Annotated in this window: 19 protein-coding genes and 1 pseudogene; 4 read left to right on the forward strand and 16 right to left on the reverse strand. The window is 67.6% G+C overall.

Translation table 11 applies throughout. From position 1 onward, the window contains the following. Positions 1 to 47 precede the first annotated feature (47 nt). The 4 genes from fusA to KIH27_RS15150 form a co-directional block, all read right to left on the reverse strand. Positions 48 to 2,153 (reverse strand): elongation factor G, encoded by a 2,106-nt coding sequence (fusA, locus tag KIH27_RS15135; RefSeq protein WP_214093787.1) that lies wholly within the window; start codon positions 2,151 to 2,153, stop codon positions 48 to 50. A gap of 70 nt (positions 2,154 to 2,223) precedes the next feature. Continuing rightward, positions 2,224 to 2,694 carry a 30S ribosomal protein S7 gene (rpsG, locus tag KIH27_RS15140; protein WP_214093788.1) on the reverse strand — a complete coding sequence of 157 codons (471 nt, stop codon included), beginning with the start codon at positions 2,692 to 2,694 and terminating at the stop codon, positions 2,224 to 2,226. Next, the gene (gene rpsL, locus KIH27_RS15145) at positions 2,694 to 3,068 is read right to left on the reverse strand and encodes a 30S ribosomal protein S12 (RefSeq protein WP_007767794.1); all 375 of its coding nucleotides are present in this window, start codon (positions 3,066 to 3,068) and stop codon (positions 2,694 to 2,696) included. Before rpsL ends, rpsG begins: the two co-directional genes overlap by 1 nt. A 243-nt stretch (positions 3,069 to 3,311) precedes the next feature. Next, the gene (locus KIH27_RS15150; RefSeq protein WP_214093789.1) at positions 3,312 to 3,968 is read right to left on the reverse strand and encodes a TetR/AcrR family transcriptional regulator; all 657 of its coding nucleotides are present in this window, start codon (positions 3,966 to 3,968) and stop codon (positions 3,312 to 3,314) included. Between the two features lie 139 nt (positions 3,969 to 4,107). On the opposite strand from KIH27_RS15150, the gene KIH27_RS15155 reads away from it, so the two are divergent. Continuing rightward, on the forward strand, positions 4,108 to 4,476 hold the full coding sequence (locus KIH27_RS15155; protein ID WP_214093790.1) for a DUF3060 domain-containing protein: 369 nt from the start codon (positions 4,108 to 4,110) through the stop codon (positions 4,474 to 4,476). Positions 4,477 to 4,504: 28 nt separating this feature from the next. Then, positions 4,505 to 4,915: a DUF3060 domain-containing protein gene (locus tag KIH27_RS15160; protein ID WP_214093791.1), complete on the forward strand. Its 411-nt coding sequence runs from the start codon at positions 4,505 to 4,507 to the stop codon at positions 4,913 to 4,915. A gap of 64 nt (positions 4,916 to 4,979) precedes the next feature. On the opposite strand, the gene KIH27_RS15165 is transcribed toward KIH27_RS15160, so the two are convergent. The 12 genes and pseudogenes from KIH27_RS15165 to rplJ all read right to left on the reverse strand — a co-directional run bounded on the left by KIH27_RS15165 (position 4,980) and on the right by rplJ (position 22,785). Then, the gene (locus tag KIH27_RS15165) at positions 4,980 to 5,744 is read right to left on the reverse strand and encodes a crotonase/enoyl-CoA hydratase family protein (RefSeq protein WP_214093792.1); all 765 of its coding nucleotides are present in this window, start codon (positions 5,742 to 5,744) and stop codon (positions 4,980 to 4,982) included. Further along, complete coding sequence (locus tag KIH27_RS15170; protein WP_214093793.1) at positions 5,741 to 6,454, reverse strand: PaaX family transcriptional regulator C-terminal domain-containing protein; 714 nt, start codon at positions 6,452 to 6,454, stop codon at positions 5,741 to 5,743. Before KIH27_RS15170 ends, KIH27_RS15165 begins: the two co-directional genes overlap by 4 nt. A 24-nt stretch (positions 6,455 to 6,478) precedes the next feature. After that, positions 6,479 to 7,414, reverse strand: a complete 936-nt coding sequence (locus KIH27_RS15175) for a crotonase/enoyl-CoA hydratase family protein (RefSeq protein ID WP_214093794.1) — start codon at positions 7,412 to 7,414, stop codon at positions 6,479 to 6,481. A 6-nt stretch (positions 7,415 to 7,420) separates the two neighbouring features. Beyond that, positions 7,421 to 9,049, reverse strand: a complete 1,629-nt coding sequence (locus tag KIH27_RS15180; RefSeq protein WP_214093795.1) for an acyl-CoA dehydrogenase family protein — start codon at positions 9,047 to 9,049, stop codon at positions 7,421 to 7,423. A gap of 239 nt (positions 9,050 to 9,288) precedes the next feature. Then, positions 9,289 to 10,053, reverse strand: a complete 765-nt coding sequence (locus KIH27_RS15185) for a deoxyribonuclease IV (protein WP_214093796.1) — start codon at positions 10,051 to 10,053, stop codon at positions 9,289 to 9,291. An 89-nt stretch (positions 10,054 to 10,142) separates the two neighbouring features. Then, positions 10,143 to 10,994 (reverse strand): annotated as a pseudogene (locus KIH27_RS15190) (type IV toxin-antitoxin system AbiEi family antitoxin). A 126-nt stretch (positions 10,995 to 11,120) separates the two neighbouring features. Continuing rightward, a complete protein-coding gene (locus tag KIH27_RS15195; RefSeq protein WP_214093797.1) occupies positions 11,121 to 15,071 on the reverse strand; it encodes a DNA-directed RNA polymerase subunit beta' in 3,951 nt (1,316 codons plus the stop codon). 40 nt (positions 15,072 to 15,111) lie between these two features. Next, positions 15,112 to 18,651: a DNA-directed RNA polymerase subunit beta gene (gene rpoB / locus KIH27_RS15200; protein ID WP_214093798.1), complete on the reverse strand. Its 3,540-nt coding sequence runs from the start codon at positions 18,649 to 18,651 to the stop codon at positions 15,112 to 15,114. A 366-nt stretch (positions 18,652 to 19,017) separates the two neighbouring features. Continuing rightward, entirely contained in the window at positions 19,018 to 20,064 is a 1,047-nt protein-coding gene (locus KIH27_RS15205) for an ABC transporter ATP-binding protein (RefSeq protein ID WP_214093799.1), read from the reverse strand. 108 nt (positions 20,065 to 20,172) lie between these two features. Next, positions 20,173 to 21,687: a carotenoid oxygenase family protein gene (locus KIH27_RS15210; protein ID WP_214093800.1), complete on the reverse strand. Its 1,515-nt coding sequence runs from the start codon at positions 21,685 to 21,687 to the stop codon at positions 20,173 to 20,175. Positions 21,688 to 21,748: 61 nt separating this feature from the next. Beyond that, positions 21,749 to 22,135 (reverse strand): 50S ribosomal protein L7/L12, encoded by a 387-nt coding sequence (rplL, locus tag KIH27_RS15215; RefSeq protein ID WP_214093801.1) that lies wholly within the window; start codon positions 22,133 to 22,135, stop codon positions 21,749 to 21,751. Positions 22,136 to 22,182: 47 nt separating this feature from the next. After that, positions 22,183 to 22,785 (reverse strand): 50S ribosomal protein L10, encoded by a 603-nt coding sequence (gene rplJ, locus KIH27_RS15220; protein WP_214093802.1) that lies wholly within the window; start codon positions 22,783 to 22,785, stop codon positions 22,183 to 22,185. A gap of 337 nt (positions 22,786 to 23,122) precedes the next feature. Here rplJ and KIH27_RS15225 point away from each other — a divergent pair, with 337 nt between their 5' ends. Further along, entirely contained in the window at positions 23,123 to 23,353 is a 231-nt protein-coding gene (locus tag KIH27_RS15225; protein ID WP_214093803.1) for a hypothetical protein, read from the forward strand. Then, the gene (locus KIH27_RS15230; protein ID WP_250150200.1) at positions 23,295 to 23,660 is read left to right on the forward strand and encodes a type II toxin-antitoxin system PemK/MazF family toxin; all 366 of its coding nucleotides are present in this window, start codon (positions 23,295 to 23,297) and stop codon (positions 23,658 to 23,660) included. The genes KIH27_RS15225 and KIH27_RS15230 overlap by 59 nt, the downstream gene beginning before the upstream one ends. Positions 23,661 to 23,700 lie beyond the last annotated feature (40 nt).

Consider the following 23,700-nt stretch of genomic DNA (forward strand, 5'->3'; position numbering starts at 1 on the left):
GTTTGTGCCGCGGTCGTGACCGGGCAAGGTTACTCCCCCGTGCGGAACTACTCGCCGGTCGCCTTCGCGATGATCTCCTTCGCCACCTGCGCCGGCACTTCGGCGTAGGAGTCGAACACCATGGAGTAGTTGGCCCGGCCCTGGGTCTTCGACCGCAGGTCGCCGACGTAGCCGAACATCTCCGACAGTGGCACCTGCGCCTTGACGACGCGCGCACCGCTGCGCTCTTCCATGGCCTGGATCTGACCACGGCGGGAGTTCAGGTCACCGATCACGTCGCCCATGTAGTCCTCGGGCGTGATGACCTCGACGGCCATGATCGGTTCCAGGATCACCGGCTGCGCGGCAGCGGCAGCCTTCTTCAGGGCCTGCGAGCCGGCCACCTTGAACGCCATCTCCGAGGAGTCGACGTCGTGGTAGGCACCGTCGGTCAGGGTGACCTTGATGTTCACCAGCGGGTAGCCGGCCAGGATGCCGTACTGCATGGCGTCCTGGGCGCCGGCGTCCACCGCGGGGATGTACTCGCGCGGCACGCGCCCACCGGTGACCTTGTTCTCGAACTCGTAGGTCGCACCGTCCTGAGCGTCGACCAGGGGCTCGATGTCGATGAGCACCTTCGCGAACTGACCCGAACCACCGGTCTGCTTCTTGTGGGTGTACTCGACCTTCTCGACCTTCTTGCGGATGGTCTCCTTGTACGCCACCTGCGGCTTGCCGACGTTGGCCTCGACCTTGAACTCGCGGCGCATCCGGTCCACCAGGATGTCCAGGTGGAGTTCGCCCATGCCGCCGATGACGGTCTGGCCGGTCTCCTGGTCCAGGTGCACCTTGAAGGTCGGGTCCTCTTCGGCGAGCTTCTGGATCGCCAGCGACAGCTTCTCCTGGTCGCTCTTGGTCTTCGGCTCGATGGCCACCTCGATGACCGGGTCCGGGAACGTCATCGACTCGAGCACGATCTGGTTGCTCGGGTCGCAGAGCGTGTCACCGGTGGTGGTGTCCTTCAGGCCGATCATCGCGTAGATGTGGCCGGCGGACGCGGTCTCGACCGGGTTCTCCTTGTTGGAGTGCATCTGGAACAGCTTGCCCAGCCGCTCCTTCTTGCCCTTGGTCGAGTTGACGACCTGGGTGCCGGACTCCACCTTGCCCGAGTACACCCGGACGTAGGTCAGCTTGCCGAAGAACGGGTGCACCGCGATCTTGAACGCCAGCGCCGAGAACGGCTCGTCGATGCTGGGCTTACGGCTGATGATCTCGTCTTCCTTGCCGGGCACGTGGCCCTGCACCGACTCGACGTCCAGCGGCGACGGCAGGTAGTCGATCACCGCGTCCAGCATCGGCTGGACACCCTTGTTCTTGAACGCGCTGCCGCACAGCACCGGGTACAGCTCGGAAGCCACCGTCAGCTTGCGGATGCCGCCCTTGATCTCCTCGATCGAGAGCTCCTCGCCGCCGAGGTACTTCTCCAGCAGCGACTCGTCGGTCTCGGCGACGGCCTCGATCAGGGCGGTCCGGTACTCGGACGCCTTGTCAGCGAGGTCCGCGGGAATCTCGACGGTCTCGTAGTGCTCACCGAGCTTGGTCTCGCCGCGCCACACCTTGGCGTTCATCTCGACCAGGTCGACGATGCCCTCGAAGTCGTTCTCCGAGCCGATCGGCAGCTGGATGACCAGCGGACGCGCACCGAGGCGCTCCTCGATGGTGCGCACGGTGTAGTAGAAGTCGGCGCCCAGCTTGTCCATCTTGTTGACGAAGCAGATCCGGGGCACGTCGTACTTGTCGGCCTGCCGCCACACCTGCTCGGACTGCGGCTCGACGCCCTCCTTGCCGTCGAAGACGGCGACGGCACCGTCGAGCACCCGCAGCGACCGCTCCACCTCGACGGTGAAGTCGACGTGGCCGGGGGTGTCGATGATGTTGATCTGGTTCTTGTTCCAGAAGCAGGTCACCGCGGCGGAGGTGATCGTGATGCCGCGCTCCTGCTCCTGCTCCATCCAGTCGGTGGTGGAGGCGCCGTCGTGCGTCTCACCGATCTTGTAGTTGACGCCCGTGTAGTACAGGATCCGCTCGGTCGTCGTCGTCTTGCCGGCATCGATGTGCGCCATGATGCCGATGTTGCGGACCTTGTTCAGGTCAGTCAGCACGTCCTGTGCCACGGGTGTCTTCCCAACTCTTTCGGTTTGCTTGGTTACTGCGGTTGCCACGCCCGGTGCCACCGGGCGCCGATCACCAGCGGTAGTGCGCGAAGGCGCGGTTCGCCTCGGCCATCTTGTGGGTGTCCTCGCGGCGCTTCACCGAAGCGCCCAGGCCGTTGCTGGCGTCGAGGATCTCGTTGGCCAGCCGCTCGATCATGGTCTTCTCCCGGCGGGCCCGCGAGAAGCTCACCAGCCAGCGCAGCGCCAGCGTGGTGGAGCGCTCGGCCCGCACCTCGACCGGCACCTGGTAGGTGGCGCCACCGACGCGGCGGCTGCGCACCTCGAGGGCCGGCTTGACGTTGTCCATGGCGCGCTTGAGCGTCACCACGGGGTCGGTGCCGGTCTTCTCACGCGCCTGCTCCAGCGCGCCGTAGACGATGCGCTCGGCCAGCGACTTCTTGCCCTCCATGAGGACCTTGTTGACCAGCTGGGTGACCAGCTGCGACCCGTAGACCGGGTCGGAAACCAGGGGGCGCTTCGGCGCGGGACCCTTACGCGGCATCAGCTCTTCTCCTTCTTGGCGCCGTAGCGGCTGCGGGCCTGCTTGCGGTTCTTGACGCCCTGGGTGTCCAGCGAACCGCGGATGATCTTGTAACGCACACCGGGCAGGTCCTTCACACGACCGCCGCGCACCAGCACCATCGAGTGCTCCTGCAGGTTGTGCCCCTCACCGGGGATGTAGGCGGTGACCTCGACCTGGCTGGTCAGCTTCACACGTGCCACCTTGCGGAGCGCCGAGTTCGGCTTCTTCGGGGTGGTGGTGTACACGCGGGTGCACACACCGCGGCGCTGCGGGCTGCCCTTGAGGGCCGCGGTCTTTACCTTCGCGACCTTGTCGCGGCGACCCTTGCGGACCAGCTGCTGAATGGTTGGCATCTACCGGCTTCCTGTGTCGTACGTTCAAACTCTCGTAAATCCTGTGGTCGTGCCCCACCACATCACCCCGCGGTCGGGCGTGTCGCATGGACCGGCCGCGGATTCCTCCGCTGCATAATGGACATGCGAATTGGGCCGGCCGCGCGCTTTGTCACCAAACGCGCCTTCGGTGGCCAGGCACAAGCCACAACAATACCCGGCAGGCCGCGGGCGGGTCAAAGCGCGTCGGAAGCGGGCGCCCGGTCAGCCGCGATCGGGTGCCGCAGCGTCGGCGCGGCCGGCCCGATTGTCCAGTGCGGAGGCCAACCTGCGCACCATGTCGGCGAAGACCGCGTCGGTGTCGACGTCGTCCATCACGCCCGTCATCTCCAGCAGCACGAAACCGTGCATCGCCGCCCAGAACTCCAGGGCGGCGTGGAACGCGCGCTCTCCGTCGAGTCCGTAGGACGTCAGCACCTCGATGACCGGCGCCGCCGCCCGGGTGGCGGCGGCGGTGTACTCCGGGTCCTCGCCGCCCAGCGGCATCCGGGTGAACGCCGAGTAGCGGCCCGGGTGGTGGTGGGCGTAGCTGCGGTAGGCGCCGGCCATCACCAGCACCGCGTCGTCGCGGGCCCGGCCCTGCCCGACCTGGGTCAGCATCTCCAGAATGTCGTCGATCACCCGCATCCGCATGGCGCGGCGCAGGTCGTTGAGACTGTCGACGTGGTTGTAGAGCGACGGACCCTTGGTGCCCAGGTGGGTGGCCAGCGCGTTGATCGTCAGCGCGTCCCAACCCTCCCGGTCCAGGAAGTTCAGCGCGGCGTTGACGATGATCTCCCGACTCAGCTTCACCTGCCGCGCCGGTCTGCCGTTGGCACGCGACCGACCGCCCGCCGCCGGCGGATCGGGTCGAGCTGACATGGTGGTCACCCTTCCGATGGTGGAACCGGCCTGCGATCAGCACAGAACTCTAATCCACGGCCGGGCGGGGCAAGCCGCGCACGCGGGTGTTGCGACGACGTAAGCTTTGCCAAACTTTGGACGGCGAGAGGGGCAGCACATGAGGTGGACCGCGTTGGGTGCGGCGCTGCTGTGTCTGGCCGGCGGCGTCGCGACCGTCGGCACCCCGCGCGCGCAGGCCATCGGGGGCGACACCCACATCGTCGGGGTGAGCGAGATCCACACCCTGGACTGCAACGGCGGCACCCTGTTCCTCAACGGGACCAACCTGACCGTGCACGCGATGGGCACCTGCTGGGCGATCACCACGCAGGGCTCGCAGAACACGGTGATCGCCGAGACCGTCGTCAACGACATCACCGTGTACGGCAACGACACCACCGTCTACTACCACTTCGGCGACCCACTGCTGTTCGACCGCGGACGCGAACTCGGCATGACCAACCGGTTGCAGCGCGTGCCGGTCTGATCCGGCGCCGCCAACACAGTCGCACCGTATGCGTCGTCCGCCACCGCTACTGGCCATCCTCGGGGCATCGGCCATCACCCTGGCAGCCCTGACCGGGGTGTCGGAGTGCGGCGGCCCCAAGAACGGCCACTCCGCCGCCAAGAAGGTGCGCGATCCACAGTCGGAGTTCGCCAGCACCATCAACTACGGGGCGTTCGGCACCACCACCCAGGTGAACTGCGCTGACGGGAAGTCGTTGAACGTCAGCGGTTCCAACAACACACTGACGGTGCGCGGGCACTGCCGGTTGGTGAATGTGCTCGGCGCCGACAACAAGATCGCCATCGACCAGGTCGACCGGATCCTGACCATCACCGGACTCAACAACACGGTCACCTATCGCAGCGGCACCCCGCAGGTCGAGGATCACGGCTCGGGCAACACGATCCGCAGGCGCTGATCAGGTTCCCGGCGATCGCAAGCGCGGCGGAGCTTGCGGAGCCGGGCGCCGCGGGTCGCCGGCATCATGCACGGCCCCCATGCCGACCGGCGCCGGCGGCGAATCGGCCGGCCCCGTGGGCGGCTTCGTGTTTGACGCGGTCGAAACTGGTGAATTCGTTTGCTATCGCCTGCGATTCGCTCATCCCCCACTGCTGCAGGGCTGACAGCCGATCGGAGCGCAGGCACTGCTGCGGCAGGGCGGCGAGCTCAGCGGCGAGTTCCTCCGCGGCGGCGCGGGCGTGACCGCTGGGCACCACCCGGTTCGCCAGTCCGATTGCCAGCGCCTCGTCGGCGCCGACCGCGCGACCGGTCAGGATCAGGTCCATCGCGCGACTCTGGCCGATCAGCCTCGGCAGTCGCACAGTGCCGCCGTCGATCAGCGGCACCCCCCAGCGCCGGCAGAACACCCCGAACACCGAATCCGCCTCGGCCACCCGCAGATCGCACCAGAGCGCCAACTCCAGCCCGCCAGCCACCGCGTACCCGCTGACCGCGGCGATCACCGGCTTGGACAGCAACATCCGGGTGGGTCCCATCGGACCGGGCCCGGCCGGTTCGGCACGGTTCTGCCGTTCGGTGCCGAATCCCTTGAGATCGGCACCGGCGCAGAAGGTTCCGTGATCTCCCCACAGCACCGCGACCGCCGCGTCGGCGTCGCGGTCGAACGCTTCGAACGCGGTGTACAGCGCTGCGGCGGTCGGTCCGTCGACCGCGTTGCGCGCCTGCGGGCGGTCGAGGATGACGGTGGTGACCGGGCCGTTGCGTTCCACCCGGACGGGATCGGTCATCGCACCTCCAGAGGTTGCGCAGCGCTGAGCCGTTCACTGAGTTCGGCGACGAACTGCGCGTAGGCGGCCCGGAGTCGGTCGCCCGGCCAGTCCGCCGGCAGCAGTTCCGGCGGCAGCACCGGATCGCAGCGCAGGTGCCGGACGATGGCCGCGGCGGTGGCGAACCGGCCCGGCACGTCGACGGCGGCGGCCATCTCTTCGAGCAGCTGCCGTCCGGTGCTCATCCAGCCGGTGAGATCCCACAGCCGGTCGGCCAGTTCGGCCGGGTGCGCGTCACAGGCGATGAGTACCCGGGCGTGCCCGCGGATGTCGGCGTCCAGGTCCGCGTCGAGATTGTTCGGGCGCAGCCAGACCCCCTCACGAAGCTCACCGAATCGCCTGTCCGACATCGCGGTCCGCAACGCGGCGCGGGTGCGGGAGTCGTTGCCGACACTGGTGACGACCACGGTCAGCCAGTCGCCGTTCCAGTGTCGCGTCCGCGGGTTCAGCGCCTCGTCCTGGCGGCGCTGCCGCTCCAGCAGCCGATCGCTGAGGCGATACGTCCGCTGCGCGCGGATCAGGTCCCCGGCGGCGACCATGCGAGTCAGCGCCACCCGCAGGGCGGTCTCCTTGATCCCGAAATCGACTGTGAGTCGCAGCAGTTCGGCCGATGACAGCGATGCCGGATGGGTTCCGAGCAGCACCGAGAGCACCACGGAGCGCGCGGTCATCCGATCGGATGTGATCGGCACGGGTCAGACCCGGGAGGTTTGCCGGCCGTGGTCCCCGAACGGTTCGTCACGGTGGCGCACCGCCTCCCGGAAACCGTTCGCGACCGCGTCGGCCACGAAGGCGTGCCCCTCCGGGGTGTGCCGGGCCACCCCGTCGAACACAGTGCCCACCATCCTGCTGGTCGCGACACCCTGTTGCAGCAGAGCGGAATTCAACGCCAGCTTGATCATGATCAGCTGGTTGATCGGCATCGCGGCGATCCGGGCCACCAGGTGCTCGGTGCGCTCGTCGAGGTCTTTCGGGTCCGGCGCCTCGACGGCCAGCCCCCACTCGGCGGCCTGCGCCCCGGTGATGGTGTCACCGGTCAGCAGCAGCCGCTTGGCCCGCTGGTCGCCCAGGCGGTGCGCCCACAGCCCGGCGGCGGGCACCCCCCAGACTCGGGTGGGCGGGTAGCCGATCTTGGCGTCGGACGCCGTGATCACCTGGTCGGCGTGCAGTGCGATGTCGGTGCCACCGGCCACGCAGTAGCCGTGGATCTTCACCACGGTCGGCTTGTCCGCGTGCATCAGCGACGAGAAGCCGCGGACGAACCGGCTCATCATCTGGTAGTCGAGCATCGGGTCCCACGGCACGTCGGCGCGGTGGTTACCCGCCTGCGCCTTGCCGTCCAGCACGGTGCCCCGGTAGTCCTCCCCGCCGGGGGACGACGAGCCGTCGGCGTAGGCGCTCAGATCGAACCCCGCGCAGAACCCCTCGCCGCGGCCCGACACCAGGATGACGTGCACCTTCGGGTCCAGGTCGGCGCGCTCCACCAGGGCTGCCAGTTCCAGCGGGGTGTCCGCGACGATCGCGTTGCCCTTCTCCGGCCGGTTGAATGTGATGCGGGCGACCCGATCGGTCACCTCGTAGGTCATGGTGCGGAGGTTGTCGTACTCGACCGGGTTGATGTGGTGCCGCATCGCGAGTCAGCCTTTCACGAGGATGCGCTCCAAAATGGGCGCGACGTCCAGTCCTGAAGGCAGCGTGCCGTATGCACCCCCTCGCTGTCCCCCGATTCGGGTAGCCAGGAACGCTTCGGCGACGGCCGGGTGGCCGTGGCGCACCAACTGCGCGCCCTGCAGCGCCAGGCAGATGTCCTCGGCGATCTTGCGGGCCCGGTATTCGGCGTTATCGGGCTGGGCGAGTTCGGCTTTGAGCGCGCCGACGTGGGCGTCCAGCCGGCGGTCCTGCCCGCCGGCCAGCGACAGCTCGTCGAAGAGCACCGCCACCGACTCCGGCGAGGTCACCGCCGCCCGCAGCGTGTCCAGCGCGCTGACGTTGCCGGAACCCTCCCAGATCCCCATCAGCGGCGCCTCCCGGTAGATGCGCGGCATCCGGGAGTCCTCGATGTAGCCGTTGCCGCCCAGGCATTCCATCGCCTCGGCGGCGTGCGGCGCGGACTGCTTGCACACCCAGTACTTGGTGGCGGCCAGGCCGATGCGGCGCAGCAGCGTTTCTCGTTGGTCGCCGTGGATGGCCCGGTCGGTGGCGCCGGCCATCCGCATGGTGACCGTCGTCGCCGCCTCGGCCTCCACCGCCAGGTCGGCCAGCACGTTGCGCATCAGCGGCTGATCGATCAGATACGCGCCGAACGCCTTGCGGTGCTGGGCGTGGTAGACGGCACGGGACAGGCCGTCGCGCATGGACGTGGCACTGGCCAGCGCGCAGTCCATCCGGGTCAGGTTGACCATCTCGATGATGACCGAGACACCGCGCCCCTCCTCGCCGACCAGCCAGGCGGTGGCGCCGTCGTACTCGATCTCCGAGGAGGCGTTGGCGTGGTTGCCGAGCTTGTCCTTGAGGCGCTGCAGCAGCATCCGGTTGCGGGTGCCGTCGGGCAGCACCCGGGGCAGGAAGAAGCACGACAGCCCACCGGGCGCCTGCGCGAGCACCAGGAACACGTCGCACATCGGCGCGGAGGTGAACCACTTGTGACCGACCAGCGTGTAGCTGCCGTCGGCGTTGGGGGTCGCCTGGGTGGTGCCGGCGCGCACGTCGGAGCCGCCCTGCTTCTCGGTCATCGACATGCCGGCGGTGATGCCGGCCTTGCTGGTGGCGGGCTTCAGTTCGGGGTCGTAGACCCGGCTGGTCAGGAGCGGCTCGTAGACCTTCGCCAGTTCGGGGTTGTAGCGCAGCGCCGGGATGACGGCGTTGGTCATCGAGATCGGGCACATGTGGCCGGGTTCGGCCGTCCACACCCCGGTCTTGGCGGCCCGCAGCACATGCGCACCGGGCCGGTCGTCGGCCCACGGCGCGGCGTGCAACCCGTGCTCGATCGCGGTGCGCATCAACTCGTGGTAGGCGGGGTCGTACTCCACCTCGTCGATGCGGTTGCCGACGACGTCGTGGGTGCGCAGGATCGGCCGGTTACGGTCGGCCAGTTCACCCCAGCGCTGGGTTCGTTGCGAGCCGGAGATCGCGCCGAGCTCGGTGACCTCGTCGACGCCCCAGCCGCCGCCCTCGCGGATCAGCGCCTCGATGAGCGCGGGTGACGACGCCGGGTTGTAGTCGTGCAGTGGTGGCACCTGGTTTGTGACGACGTGTGTGATGGACATGACAGTAATGTTACCGATTCTGCACGATTGAGCAAGGGCTGTAATGCGCCTGTTCGGTCCACCGCACGAACCACGAGGCCAACCACGGCCGTGGTTCGGATCAGCGGGGGTCACCCGCGCGATGTCACTTGCTGCTGGTGCCGCCCACACCGGCCACACCCCGGCCAAGCTCGAGGATCAGGTCGCCACCAGTCGTGGGGGCGATCGCCTAGCCGTCGCGGCATGGCCGGCGCGGCATCTCAGACCGCGCCGACGCGCTCCTTGAGGAACGCCACGTCGTCCTTGCGGCCCTCCTCGGCCGTCTCGCAGATCACCGGGGCGTCCGCGGCTTTCACCACCGCCACCAGCAGGTCCGGGTCGATGTTGCCGGTGCCGAAGTTCGCGTGCCGGTCCCGCCCCGAGCCCGCCGCGTCCTTGGAGTCGTTGCAGTGCACCAGGTCGATGCGCCCGGTGATCGCCTTGATCCGGTCGACGGCGTCGACCAGCGCCTCCCCGGCGGCCCAGGTGTGGCAGGTGTCCAGGCAGAAGCCGACGCCGGTGTCACCGATGTGCTCCCACAGTGCGGCGATCGTGTCGAAGCGGCGGGCCATCGCCCGGGTGCCGCCGGCGGTGTTCTCCAGCAGCACCGGGACTCCGGTGTCCAGCCCGACCAGCGCCTCCCGCCACCGGGTGAAGCCGACCCCCAGATCGGCGTCGGCCGCGGTGACGTGTCCGCCGTGCACCACCACCCCGAGTGCGCCGATTCCGGCGGCCACCTCGCAGGTCTGCTGCAGCGCGGTGCGGGACCGCTCGCGCACCCCGTCGTCCGGGGAGGCGACGTTGATCAGGTACGGCGCGTGCACATAGATCGGGATACCCGAATCGCGCAGTGTCGCAGCGTCTTTGCGTGGCACCGGTGGTTTCCAGCTCTGCGGGTTGCCGACGAAGATCTGGATGACGTCGGCACCCTCGGCCGCCGCGGCGGTCAGCGGGTCCTGCGCGCGCACATGCGAACCGATCAGCACGGCGCCCACTCTAATCCCACCCGAGCTGGGGGTACCTCCCGCTTGCGGGGGGCCGCCAACGTACCCGCAGACCCCACAAAAAGGGGACCTTAGCGACTGCTCGCGCACCGCAAGTGAGTGTCAATCCAGCGAACCAACTGCTGCTGGTCCCGGCGGATGTCAACCACCGTCATCGGCACCGTCATCCAACCGCACTCCTGCAGTCGGGCTGTCTTCAGGCGATCGTGCAGCAGGGCATCCGGGCCCATGTGCCAGTCGATGCTGTCGTATTCGGCTACCAACATCGCCTCGGGCCAGGCGAAATCAACGCGCCACACGTCCCCGCAGTTGTCGATGATCACGTATTGCAACTCCGGCAGTGGCAGCCCACCGTCGATGAACACCAGCCTCGATTCGCTCTCCATCGGTGATTCCGCGCGTCCGTCGGCGTAATCCAGCAGTTCGCGGACCTTCACGATGCCCCGCCTGCCCTTCTGCTCCTCGACCGCCGCGCGCAACTCAGCAGGAGTACAGGCCCCGACATGCAGTGCCGCATCCAGCGTCGCCAGCACCCTGGGGCGGCGTAGCGTCCGCGCCACCTCGATCGTCGTCCACGCCGGAGCGGTGGCCAGTCAGCCATCCACCCGGCGTAGCGGTGCCCCGAGTCGCTGATGGACCATCAGATCCGATGACGGCCGCATCCGCACCCCGGGGTCCAGAACGTGCACCAGGGAGTTGTTCCCCGTGTCGAATCCGTACATGGCTGCGGCGGTCCCCAAGCAGGCCACGATCGGCTGGCCCGCCACCATATCCAGCGCGGCCAACCGTGCTCGCACGTCGGGTGCGCCCCAGGTGTAAACCCCGCGACGTACCCGGCAGAGTCTGCCCGCTCTGATGTGCCCGGCGAGCCTCTTGCGGCTCATCGTCGTCAGCAACTGTCGGGTGGTCAACGGTCCGGACATCGCACGATCGTCTCGCGGTTGCCCTAACCCGGGTAGCCACCCCTGTGCACAACCCGGTGACAAGACGCGAAGGCCCCCTTTTCACGGTGGAAAAGGGGGCCTAAGCGACTGCTCGCGCAGGAAACGCTACCGGTAGTCGCTGTACCCGTAGTCGTCCAGCGGCACCGCGGCGCCGGTGGCCTGACCGAAGTCCGGGCTGTAGTACTGATCCTCGTAGGACGGGATCGTGTACGCCGCAGCGCGGGCCTCCTCGGTGGGCTGCACCTGGATGTTGCGGTAGCGGTTGATCCCGGTACCGGCCGGGATCAGCTTGCCGATGATCACGTTCTCCTTGAGACCCTGCAGCTTGTCGCTGCGGCAGTTGATCGCCGCATCGGTCAGCACACGAGTGGTCTCCTGGAACGACGCCGCGCTCAGCCACGAGTCGGTAGCCAGCGACGCCTTGGTGATACCCATCAGCACCGGACGGCCGGCGGCGGGCTCGCCGCCCTCGGCCACCACGCGCCGGTTCTCCGACTCGAACTCGGCGCGCTCGGTGAGCGAACCGGGCAGGAACTCGGTCGAACCGGAGTCGATGATCGTCACCCGGCGCAGCATCTGCCGGACGATGACCTCGATGTGCTTGTCGTGGATCGACACACCCTGGGCCCGGTAGACCTGCTGGACCTCCTTGACCAGGTGGATCTGCACCTCACGCGGGCCCTGCACACGCAGCACCTCGTGCGGGTCGGCGGAGCCCTCCATGAGCTGCTGGCCGACCTCGACGTGGTCGCCGTCGGAGAGCAGCCGCTCGGTGCCGTCCTCGTGCTTGAACACGCGCAGCCGCTGACGCTTGGAGAGCTTGTCGTACACGACCTCCTCGCCCCCGTCGTCGGGAACGATGGTGATCTTGTAGAACTTGTCGCCCTCCTCCAGCTGCACCCGCCCGGCGACGTCGGCGATCGGCGCCTTGCCGCGCGGGATACGCGCCTCGAACAGCTCCTGCACGCGGGGCAGACCACCGGTGATGTCCTCACCGACGCCACCCTGGTGGAAGGTACGCATGGTCAGCTGCGTGCCCGGCTCACCGATGGACTGCGCGGCGACGATGCCGACGGCCTCGCCGATGTCGACCAACTTGCCGGTGGCCATCGAGCGGCCGTAGCAGGTGGCGCAGACGCCGGTGCCGGTGGTGCAGGTCAGCACCGAGCGCACCTTGACGGCGGTGATGCCCGCGGCCAGCGCCGCCTCGATCGCCGGGTCGCCCAGGTCGTGGCCGCGCTCGACGACCACGTTGCCCTTCTCGTCGACCGCGTCGGCGGCCAGCGTGCGGGCGTAGGCGGAGGTCTCGATGAACGGATCCCGGATGTGGGAGCCGTCCGCCGCGACCTCGGCGAGCTCGACGATGACGCCACGCTCGGTACCGCAGTCGTGCTCGCGCACGATCACGTCCTGCGACACGTCCACCAGACGACGGGTCAGGTAACCCGAGTCGGCGGTGCGAAGCGCGGTGTCCGCCAGGCCCTTTCGGGCGCCGTGCGTGTTGATGAAGTACTCCAGCACGGTCAGGCCCTCACGGAACGAGGACTTGATCGGACGCGGGATGAACTCACCCTTCGGGTTGGTCACCAGACCCTTCATGCCGGCCAGCGTCCGGGTCTGGGTGAAGTTACCGGTGGCGCCCGACTCCACGATCGTGATGATCGGGTTGTCGCTCGGGTAGTGCTCCCGCATCGCCTTACCGACCTCTTCGGTGGCTTCCTTCCAGATCTCCACCAGGGCGCCGTTGCGCTCGTCGTGGTTCAGCGCACCACGCTGGAACTGCTTCTCCACCTTGTCCGCCCGCGCCTCGTAGGCGTCGAGGATCTCCTTCTTGCGCGGCGGCACCAGCACGTCGGCCATCGAGACCGTCACCCCGGAACGCGTCGCCCAGTAGAAGCCGGCGTCCTTGAGCTTGTCGACGGTCTGCGCGACCACGATCATCGGGTAGCGCTCGGCCAGATCGTTGATGATCGTGGCCTGCACCTTCTTGTGCATCTGCTTGTTCACGAACGGGTAGCCCTTGGGCAGCAGTTCGTTGAACAGCACCCGGCCCAGCGTGGTCTCGGCGATCCAGGACATCCCCGGGCGCCAACCGTTCTCACCGAACAGCTCGGTCTCGAGCTCGGTGCCCGGACGCTGCTGGTCGAGCCGCACCTTGATCTTCGCCCGCACGCTCAGCGCGCCGCGGTCGACGGCCATGATCGCCTCGGCCGGCGAGGAGTACACGCCGGACTCCGGGCGGTCCTTGGCTGGCGGCGTGAATTCGCCGGTGTCGCCGTCGATCTCGGTGGTCAGGTAATACAGCCCGGTCACCATGTCCAGACGCGGCATGGCCAGCGGACGACCCGAGGCCGGCGACAGGATGTTGTTCGAGGACAGCATCAGGATGCGGGCCTCGGCCTGCGCCTCCGCGGACAGCGGCAGGTGCACGGCCATCTGGTCACCGTCGAAGTCGGCGTTGAACGCCTCACACACCAGCGGGTGCAGCTGAATGGCCTTGCCCTCCACCAGCTGCGGCTCGAAGGCCTGGATGCCGAGGCGGTGCAGGGTCGGCGCCCGGTTCAGCAGCACCGGGTGCTCGGCGATGACCTCTTCGAGGACGTCCCATACCTGCGGCCGCTGCCGCTCCACCATGCGCTTGGCGCTCTTGATGTTCTGCGCGTGGTTCAGGTCGACCAGGCGCTTCATCACGAACGGCTTGAACAGCTCCAGCGCCATCAGCTTCGGCAGACCGCACTGGTGCAGCTTGAGCTGCGGGCCGACGACGATGACCGAACGGCCCGAGTAGTCGACACGCTTACCGAGCAGGTTCTGGCGGAACCGGCCCTGCTTGCCCTTGAGCAGGTCGGACAGCGACTTTAGCGGACGGTTGCCCGGGCCGGTGACCGGCCGGCCACGACGGCCGTTGTCGAACAGCGCGTCGACGGACTCCTGCAGCATCCGCTTCTCGTTGTTGACGATGATCTCGGGCGCACCGAGGTCGATCAGTCGCTTCAACCGGTTGTTGCGGTTGATCACCCGGCGGTACAGGTCGTTGAGGTCGGAGGTGGCGAACCGGCCACCGTCGAGCTGCACCATCGGCCGCAACTCCGGCGGGATCACCGGAACCGCATCGAGCACCATGCCCATCGGCGAGTTGCCCGACATCTGGAACGCCGCGACCACCTTGAGCCGCTTGAGGGCGCGAAGCTTCTTCTGCCCCTTGCCGTTCTTGATGGTGTCGCGCAACGACTCCGCCTCGGCGTCGATGTCGAACGTCTCGATCAGCTTCTGGATCGACTCCGCACCCATGGCGCCGGTGAAGTACTCGCCGTACCGGTCCTGCAGCTCGCGGTAGACGGTCTCGTCGACGATCAGCTGCTTGGGGGCCAGCTTGACGAAGGTGTCCCAGATGTTGTCCAGGCGGTCCAGCTCACGCTGGGCCCGGTCCCGCAGCTGACGCATCTCCCGCTCGCCGCCGTCGCGAACCTTGCGCTTCACATCGGCTTTCGCGCCTTCGGCCTCGAGCTCGGCCAGGTCGGCCTCGAGCTTCTGCGCCCGCGCCTCCAGGTCGGCGTCCCGCTGGTCCTCGACACCCTTCTTCTCGACGACCATCTCGGCCTCGAGCGTGGACAGCTCGTTGTGCCGCATCTCGGTGTCGACGGCGGTGATGACGTAGGCGGCGAAGTAGATGATCTTCTCGAGATCCTTCGGCGCCAGGTCGAGCAGGTAGCCCAGCCGGCTCGGCACACCCTTGAAGTACCAGATGTGCGTGACCGGAGCGGCCAGCTCGATGTGGCCCATCCGCTCACGACGCACCTTGGCGCGGGTCACCTCGACCCCACAGCGCTCACAGATGATGCCCTTGAACCGGACGCGCTTGTACTTGCCGCAGTAGCACTCCCAGTCGCGAGTCGGTCCGAAGATCTTCTCGCAGAACAGGCCGTCCTTCTCCGGCTTCAGGGTGCGGTAGTTGATCGTTTCCGGCTTCTTGACCTCACCGTAGGACCATTGCCGAATGTCCTCCGCGGTGGCCAGGCCGATGCGGAGCTCATCGAAGAAGTTGACGTCGAGCACGTAACTCCCTTTCCCCTTGCGGGTTTTCAGTGACTAGTAACTAAGCCAGGTCTTCAACAGAAGCGGATTCGTTGCGGGACAGGTTGATTCCCAGGTTCGCGGCTGCCCGCTCCAGGTCCTCGTCCTCTCCCTCGCGCAGCTCGATCGCCGCACCGTCCTTCGCCAGCACCTCCACGTTCAGGCACAGCGACTGCAGCTCTTTGAGCAGCACCTTGAACGACTCGGGGATGCCGGGCTCGGGGATGTTCTCGCCCTTGACGATCGCCTCGTAGACCTTCACACGCCCGACGGTGTCGTCGGACTTGATCGTCAGCAGCTCCTGCAGGGTGTAGGCGGCGCCGTAGGCCTGCATGGCCCAGCACTCCATCTCACCGAACCGCTGACCACCGAACTGCGCCTTACCACCCAGCGGCTGCTGGGTGATCATCGAGTACGGGCCGGTGGAGCGGGCGTGGATCTTGTCGTCCACCAGGTGGTGCAGCTTCATGATGTACATGTAGCCGACGGTCACCGGGTACGGGAACGGCTCACCGGAGCGGCCGTCGAACAGCCGCGCCTTACCGTCGCCGTCGACCATGACCTCGCCGTCGCGGTTGGCCAGCGTCGAGGACAGCAGCCCCTGCAGCTCACCCTCCTGCGCCCCGTCGAACACCGGGGTCGCGGTCCGGGTGTCCGGACCGGCCGAGTACAGCTCCTCGGGGAGCTTGTCGGCCCAGTCGGGGACCCCGGCCGCCACATCGATGTTCCAGCCGGTCTTGGCGATCCAGCCCAGGTGGGTCTCCAGGATCTGACCGATGTTCATACGACGCGGCACACCGTGGGTGTTCAGGATGATGTCGACCGGGGTGCCGTCCGGCAGGAACGGCATGTCCTCGGCCGGCAGGATCTTGCCGATGACGCCCTTGTTGCCGTGGCGGCCGGCGAGCTTGTCACCGTCGGAGATCTTGCGCTTCTGCGCCACGTACACGCGCACCAGCTCGTTGACCCCGGCGGGCAGCTCGTCGTCGTCCTCGCGGGAGAACACCCGGATGCCGATAACCTTGCCGGACTCGCCGTGCGGCACCTTCAGCGAGGTGTCGCGGACCTCACGGGCCTTCTCACCGAAGATCGCCCGCAGCAGCCGCTCCTCCGGGGTCAGCTCAGTCTCACCCTTCGGGGTGACCTTGCCGACCAGGATGTCGCCGTCGCGGACCTCGGCGCCGATGCGGACGATGCCGCGCTCGTCGAGGTCGGCGAGCACCTCGTCGGAGACGTTCGGGATGTCCCGGGTGATCTCCTCGGCGCCCAGCTTGGTGTCGCGGGCGTCGATCTCGTGCTCTTCGATGTGGATCGAGGTGAGCACGTCCTCTTCAACCAGCCGGTTGGAGAGGATGATCGCGTCCTCGTAGTTGTGACCCTCCCACGGCATGATCGCGACGAGCAGGTTCTTGCCCAGCGCCATCTCGCCGTTCTCGGTGCACGGACCGTCGGCGACGACCTGGCCGGCCTCCACCCGCTGACCGGCGTCCACGATCGGACGCTGGTTGGCGCAGGTGCCGTGGTTGGACCGGTTGAACTTGCGCATCCGGTAGGTCGCCCGGGTGCCGTCGTCGGCCATCACCGTCACGTAGTCGGCGGAGACCTCCTCGATGACACCGGCCTTCTCGGCGACGATCACGTCACCGGCGTCGATCGCGGCCCGCAACTCCATGCCGGTGCCGACCAGCGGCGCCTCACTGCGGACCAGCGGCACCGCCTGACGCTGCATGTTCGCACCCATCAGGGCACGGTTGGCGTCGTCGTGCTCCAGGAACGGGATCATGGCCGTGGCCACCGACACCATCTGGCGCGGCGAGACGTCCATGTAGTCGACCTCGTTGGAGGAGACGTACTCGACCTCGCCGCCCTTCCGGCGGACCAGGACGCGGTCCTCGACGAAGTGCCCGTCCTCATCGACCGGCGAGTTGGCCTGCGCCACGACGTGGCGGTCCTCCTCGTCGGCGGTCAGGTACTCGATGTCGTCAGTGACGACCCCGTCCACAACCTTGCGGTACGGCGTCTCGATGAAGCCGAACGGGTTCACCCGGGCGTACACCGACAGCGACCCGATCAGACCGATGTTCGGGCCTTCCGGGGTCTCGATCGGGCACATCCGGCCGTAGTGCGACGGGTGCACGTCACGGACCTCGAGGCCGGCGCGCTCACGGGACAGACCACCCGGGCCCAGCGCCGACAGGCGGCGCTTGTGGGTCAGACCGGACAGCGGGTTGTTCTGGTCCATGAACTGCGACAGCTGGCTGGTGCCGAAGAACTCCTTGATCGCGGCAACAACCGGGCGGATGTTGATCAGGGTCTGCGGCGTGATCGCCTCGACGTCCTGAGTGGTCATCCGTTCGCGCACAACACGTTCCATGCGCGACAGGCCGACCCGGATCTGGTTCTGGATCAGCTCGCCCACCGTGCGCAGCCGCCGGTTGCCGAAGTGGTCGATGTCGTCGACCTCGACCGGCACCTCGACGCCGCCGGGCACCGTCATCGTCGCCGGCTGACCGGTCAGCGCGGCGTCGTGCAGCCGCACCAGGTACTCGATGGTCGCCACGATGTCCTCTTCGGTCAGCGTGGTCGGCTGCGGCGCGCCCGGCGTGGCGGTCAGGCCCAGCTTCTTGTTGATCTTGTACCGACCCACCCGGGCCAGGTCGTAGCGCTTCTCCTTGAAGAACAGGTTCTCCAGCAGCGTCTGCGCCGATTCCTTGGTGGGCGGCTCGCCCGGACGCAGCTTGCGGTAGATCTCCAGCAGCGCCTCGTCGGTATTGGCGGCGGTGTCCTTCTCCAGGGTCGACATCATGATCTCGGAGAAGCCGAACCGCTCGCGGATCTGCTCGGCGGTCCAGCCCAGCGCCTTGAGCAGCACGGTGACGGCCTGCCGGCGCTTACGGTCGATGCGGACACCGACCAGGTCGCGCTTGTCGATGTCGAACTCCAGCCAGGCACCGCGACCCGGGATGACCTTCACCGAGTGCAGCGTCTTCTCGGTGGACTTGTCGATGCTGGCGTCGAAGTACACGCCGGGTGACCGCACCAGCTGGGAGACGACGACACGCTCGGTGCCGTTGATGATGAACGTGCCCTTCTCGGTCATCATCGGGAAGTCACCCATGAACACCGTCTGGCTCTTGATCTCGCCGGTGTTGTTGTTGATGAACTCCGCGGTGACGAACAGCGGCGCCGCGTAGGTCATGTCCTTGTCGCGGCATTCCTCGACCGGGGCCTTGACCTCGTCGAACCGCGGGTCGGAGAACGAGAGTGACATCGAGCCGGAGAAGTCCTCGATCGGCGAGAGCTCCTCGAGCACCTCTTCGAGGCCGCCCTTCGGTGCGGTGTCGCTGTTCGCGGCAACCTTGTCCCGCCAGCCCTGTGCCCCGATCAGCCACTGGAACGAATCGGTCTGCACGTCGAGCAGACCCGGAACCTCAAGCGGTTCGCGCAGCTTGGCGAAGGAGACCCGGTTCGGCGCTCCGGGAACGGAACTATTGGGGGAATTCTTAGCGGAGGTGTTCTTCTTGCTCTGGCGGGAGACTGCCAAGATGCATCCTTCCAGCACCTAGTGCGGCCAGCGGGACCATCGGTGCCGGACCCGTTCGCTGCTATATCTACGTTGGTTCGGCTGGCGGACGATCTGTCCGGGTCTCACGCACAGCCGAACCACGAGGTCACAGGCCTGATACGAGCCTCAGGCTTGGTACTGCAGGGTCTGGTGCGAGCAAGGGTGGGCAGGAGGTAGCCAGCGCAACGTCCAACAATAGCCTAAGACGCAGCATTACTCAACCACGGCATTCCTCAACCGCAGCGTCCGGGGAGATATCGGTGCTGGCCGGCCGATGATCGGCACCCCGCACAAACGCTGCGACCAGAGTGAACCGTTTACGCCCGTCCGTCAAGAGCCGACACGGTGCGCGGTCCGTTCCGGTCAGCCGTGGGTCGGAATGGATGCGGTGGGAGCGTCGTCCTCCGGGAACTCGTGCACCGCGTACTGGTGGGTGCCCTCCAGTTCGTCGCGGATCACGGCCTGCGCGTTCGGCGGCAGCGTGTGCAGGATCGACCGCACCCGCGCCTGCCGGCGTGCGACGGCCTTGCGCTCCGGCATTCCCGGCGAGGCGATGATCTGCGGCGGCACGCCCTCGATCTCCTCGACACCGCCGTCGGTCTGCCCGGCGGCCAGGGCGGCCTGCTCGGCGGCGGCCGTCGCCTCGTCCTTCTCCTCGGACATGCCGATCGGCCCGATCCGCCGGCCGTTGAGGAACTGCTTGACGGCCGGCTCCTCACTGGTCAGCAGCACCTCACGCGGCCCGAACATGACCAGGTGCTTGCGGTAGAGCATGCCGATGTTGTCCGGCACCGTGCGGACGATGTTGATGTTGTGCGTGACGATCAGGATGGTGGCGTCGATCTGCGCGTTGATGTCGATCAGCAGCTGGCTGAGGTAGGCGGTGCGGACCGGGTCCAGACCGGAGTCCGGCTCGTCGACGAGGATGATCTGCGGGTCGAGCACCAGGGCGCGGGCCAGGCCGGCACGCTTGCGCATACCGCCGGAGATCTCACCGGGGAACTTGTAGCCGTCGTTGGGCATACCGACCAGGTCGAGCTTCTCCATGACGATGTCACGGATTTCCTTCTCGGACTTCTTGGTGTGCTCGCGCAGCGGGAAGGCGGTGTTGTCGTAGATGTTCATCGACCCGAACAGCGCGCCGTCCTGGAACAGCACGCCGAACAGCGTGCGGATCTCGTAGAGCTCCTTGGCCGAGCACTGCAGGATGTCGGTGCCGTCGATGACGATCGAGCCGCGCTCCGGGCGCAGCAGACCGATCAGCGACTTCAGGAACACGGACTTGCCGGTACCGGACGGGCCGAGCATGACGCTGACCTCACCCTGCGGGATGTCCAGCGTGACGTCTTCCCAGATTCGAGCGGACCCGAAGGATTTGGTCAGGTTGTTGACCTTGATTTCCACACCCATTGGGGGTCCTTCCACATTGATGTTCGCGCCACTACTCCCCTTGTGGCTTGGGCCACTGTATCGCACCGGTGGGACTGGCATCGCCGTTGCACGGCCCCGACCCGCGAATCAGTCCGCCTGATCGGGAGTGGGTGCCCAGTTACCGTGAAAACCCATCGGCACCCGCTGCGGCAGGTGCACGGTCGCCAGCGGTTCGCAGGTCGCGGCGTCGAGCATCAGCAACCGGCTCTCGTCGTCGCCGCGGTGATGCCCGATGCCGATCAGCACGCCGTCGTCCTCGTCGAGACCACCCGGGCGCGCCACGAACGACATCTCCCCGAGCACCAGATCCGGGTCCAGCGGCGCCGTGGTGGACGTCCCGTCGGCGTAGTCGTGCTTGTGCAGCACGGTCGTCATCGCCGTCTGGGCGTCGCCGAGGAAGCCGCCCTCGATCCCGACGGTGTAGCCGAAGCGGTGCCGCACACCGAGCCGGGCCTCGTTGATCCGGGGGAACTCCTGCGGCCGGTCGTCGCGCGTCTCGGTGCGCACCGCCCCGGTGGTCAGGTCGATCGTCCAGCGGTCCAGCATCGGCGGGGCGTCCCCGGGTCCGCGCCGGTCGGCGTCGAACACCTTCGCGTAGCGCACCACGTCCAGCACCAGCAACTCCACCCCGCTGGGCGAGACCTCGGTGTAGGCGTTGAGCGGGTGGAAGACAAAGCAGGGTTCGACGTCGAACCAGCGGACGTCACGGCTACCGCCCTCCCGCGGCAGCACGCCGATCCGGGCCGGGTAGCCGGGGTTCCAGGCGTAGGGCAGCCCGGCCGGCGGCGTGGTGCCACGGTTGACCAGTGCGGTGATCGGGCTCGGCACCCGGACCCGGCCGACCAGGCTCTGCAGCACCAGCAGGGCCGGCGCCGTGAGCCACCGTGGCAGGCCGGCCGGCAGCACCTGGGCCGCGTCGAACGTGACCGGCAGGTCGTAGACGACGACGTACTTCTCGGTCAGCGAGAAGTCGTGCATCATCGGCGAGCCGGTCACCTCGATGTCGACGGTGCGGCGAGCATGGCCGGCGGTGTCGATCACCGAGTACTGCACGGTGTTCGCCCGCCCGAACGAGTACGACACCGCGTGCCACTCCCCGGTGACCGGGTCCCGGTGCGGGTGCGCGACGTACCCGCCGGTCAGGGTGCCGTCGAAGTCGCAGGTTCCGACCGTGTCCAGGTCCTCGGTGAGCTCGTAGGCCGCGACGCCGCCCTCCACCAGTGCCAGGGTCCGCCCGGCGTGGCTGAGCACGTTGGTGTTCGGTCCGACGGCCAGCATGCCGGCCCGGGGGTCCAGCCGGGCGGGCCGCGGCTCGCCCAGGGCCGCGCAGACCGCCGGGGTGCGGATCCAGCGGTTGCGGTACCAGTGCGCCCGGCCGTCGCGCAGCGCCACCCCGTGCACCATCGGATCACCGGTGAACCAGTGGTAGGTGGCGGGGTCGACGTCGGCGACCGGGTTGGCGCCGTTGCGCAGGTAGCGGCCGTCCAGGTACTCCGGGATGTGCCCGGTGACCTTCAGGTCCAGCGCGGTCACCTCGGTGCGTACCGGCGCGAAGACACCGTCCAGGTACGGGTTGTCCACAGCGGATGAGGCGGCCGTCATGCCCTCACAATGCATCAAGCCCCCGGGTCGGGTGACCCGGGGGCTTGATGGGAAAGCTGAACTACTTGACGGTGACCGTCGCGCCGGCAGCCTCGAGCTTGGCCTTGGCGTCCTCGGCGGCCTCCTTGGCGACCTTCTCCAGCAGCGGCTTGGGAGCGGCGTCGACCAGGTCCTTGGCCTCCTTGAGGCCCAGGCCGGAGACGACCTCGCGGACGACCTTGATGACGCCGATCTTCTTCTCGCCGGCCGACTCCAGGATCACGTCGAACTCGGACTGCTCCTCGGCGGCCTCGGCCGGCGCAGCAGCGCCACCGGCGACGGCGACGGCGACCGGGGCGGCCGCGGTGACGTCGAAGGTCTCCTCGAACTGCTTCACGAACTCCGACAGCTCCAGCAGGGTCATCTCTTTGAAGACGTCGAGCAGCTCTTCGGTGGAAAGTTTGGCCATGATTTCGGTCCTTTCTGATTTCCGGGTAGGAAGTTTTCGGTTGTGGGTTATTCGGCGGCGTCGGCCGGGGCCTCGGCGGCCTCGGCAGGCGCTTCGGTGGTCTCTGCCGCTTGCGGTGCGGCTGCTGGTGCTTCTGAGGCGGGCTTCTTCTCCTGCAGTGCCGCGGCCAGGCGCGCCATCTGCGAGGCCGGGGCGGCGAACAGCCCGGCGGCCTTGGACAGGTTGGCCTTCATGGCACCGGCCATCTTGGCCAGCAGCACCTCGCGCGACTCCAGGTCGGCGATGCGCTCCACCTCGGCGACGGACAGCGCGTGGCCGTCCATGTAGCCGCCCTTGATGACCAGCGCCTTGTGGTCCTTGGCGAACTTCTTGATCGCCTTGGCCGCGTCGACGGGCTCACCCTGGATGAAGGCGATCGCGGTGGGGCCGACGAACAGGTCCTCCAGACCGTCGACGCCCGCCTCGGCCGCAGCCAGCTTGCTCAGCGTGTTCTTCGCCACGGAGTAGGTGGCCGACCCGGCGAGCGAACGGCGCAGCTCGGCCAGGTTGGCGACCGTCAGACCGCGGTACTCGGTGATCACGGTCGCGGTCGAGCCCTTGAACTGCTCGACGATGTCCGCGACGGCAGCGGTCTTGTCAGTCCGCGCCATGCATACCTCCTCAGTGGTCGTAAATCGGTGGATGCACCGTCAAGAACGACGAACGCCCCGGCGCAGGATGCGGCCGGGGCGTTGATGTTCGCGGGCATGCGCCTGCGGTTGCCTCGTCCTCCTGCGTGGGCCGCCGGGAATTCCCGGACCTTCAACCGATTGCTCGGTGACCGACGGTCTTCGGTGGATCGCCGACGACTATAGCGGGCTTCTGCGCGATCAGCCAAAACGGGTCCGCTCCGACGCCGAACGTGCGGTTTACGACGCCGCCTCTCGGGCGATGCGGATGAAACCGCACGATCAGCGTCGTCGGGCAATTCGTCGTACGATTTGTCGTATGGGTACGCTTACAATACGTATCGACTCCGAGGTCGAGCAGGCGTTAGAGGCGCTGACCAGCGACGGTCGGTCCCGCTCCGAAGCCACCCGCACAGCGATCTTGGACGCTGAACGCGCTCAACGGCGGGCCCGGTTGCGTGCCGAGGCCGAGCAACTGCGCGACGACCCCGATGACGTCGCGGCCTCGCGCCAGTTGGTCGCTGAGATGGACGCCATCCGTGCGTGGTGATCTGTACCGACTGAAAGCCCCGAAGGATGCCCGTGGGCACGAACAAACCGGTGGACGCTATGCCGTCGTAGTGCAGTCCGACGATCTCCCACTGTCCACCTGGGTGGTCGCGCCGACCTCGACCGGCCGTCGTGCCGCGTCCTTCCGCCCGGAGGTTGAGGTCGCCGGGACCAGGATCCGGGTGCTGGTGGAGCAGCTCACCGTCATCGATCCGCAGGCACGGCTCGGCGAGTTCGCGGGCCGACTCACCGGCTCTGAAATGGCGGCGGTCGACGCAGCCTTACTGGCGGTGCTGGGCTTGGATTAGGGACTCCGCCTTCACAATGACTCTGCGCCCACGGCGCGAC

Source organism: Mycolicibacter acidiphilus (assembly GCF_018455725.1).
Lineage (GTDB): Bacteria > Actinomycetota > Actinomycetes > Mycobacteriales > Mycobacteriaceae > Mycobacterium > Mycobacterium acidiphilum.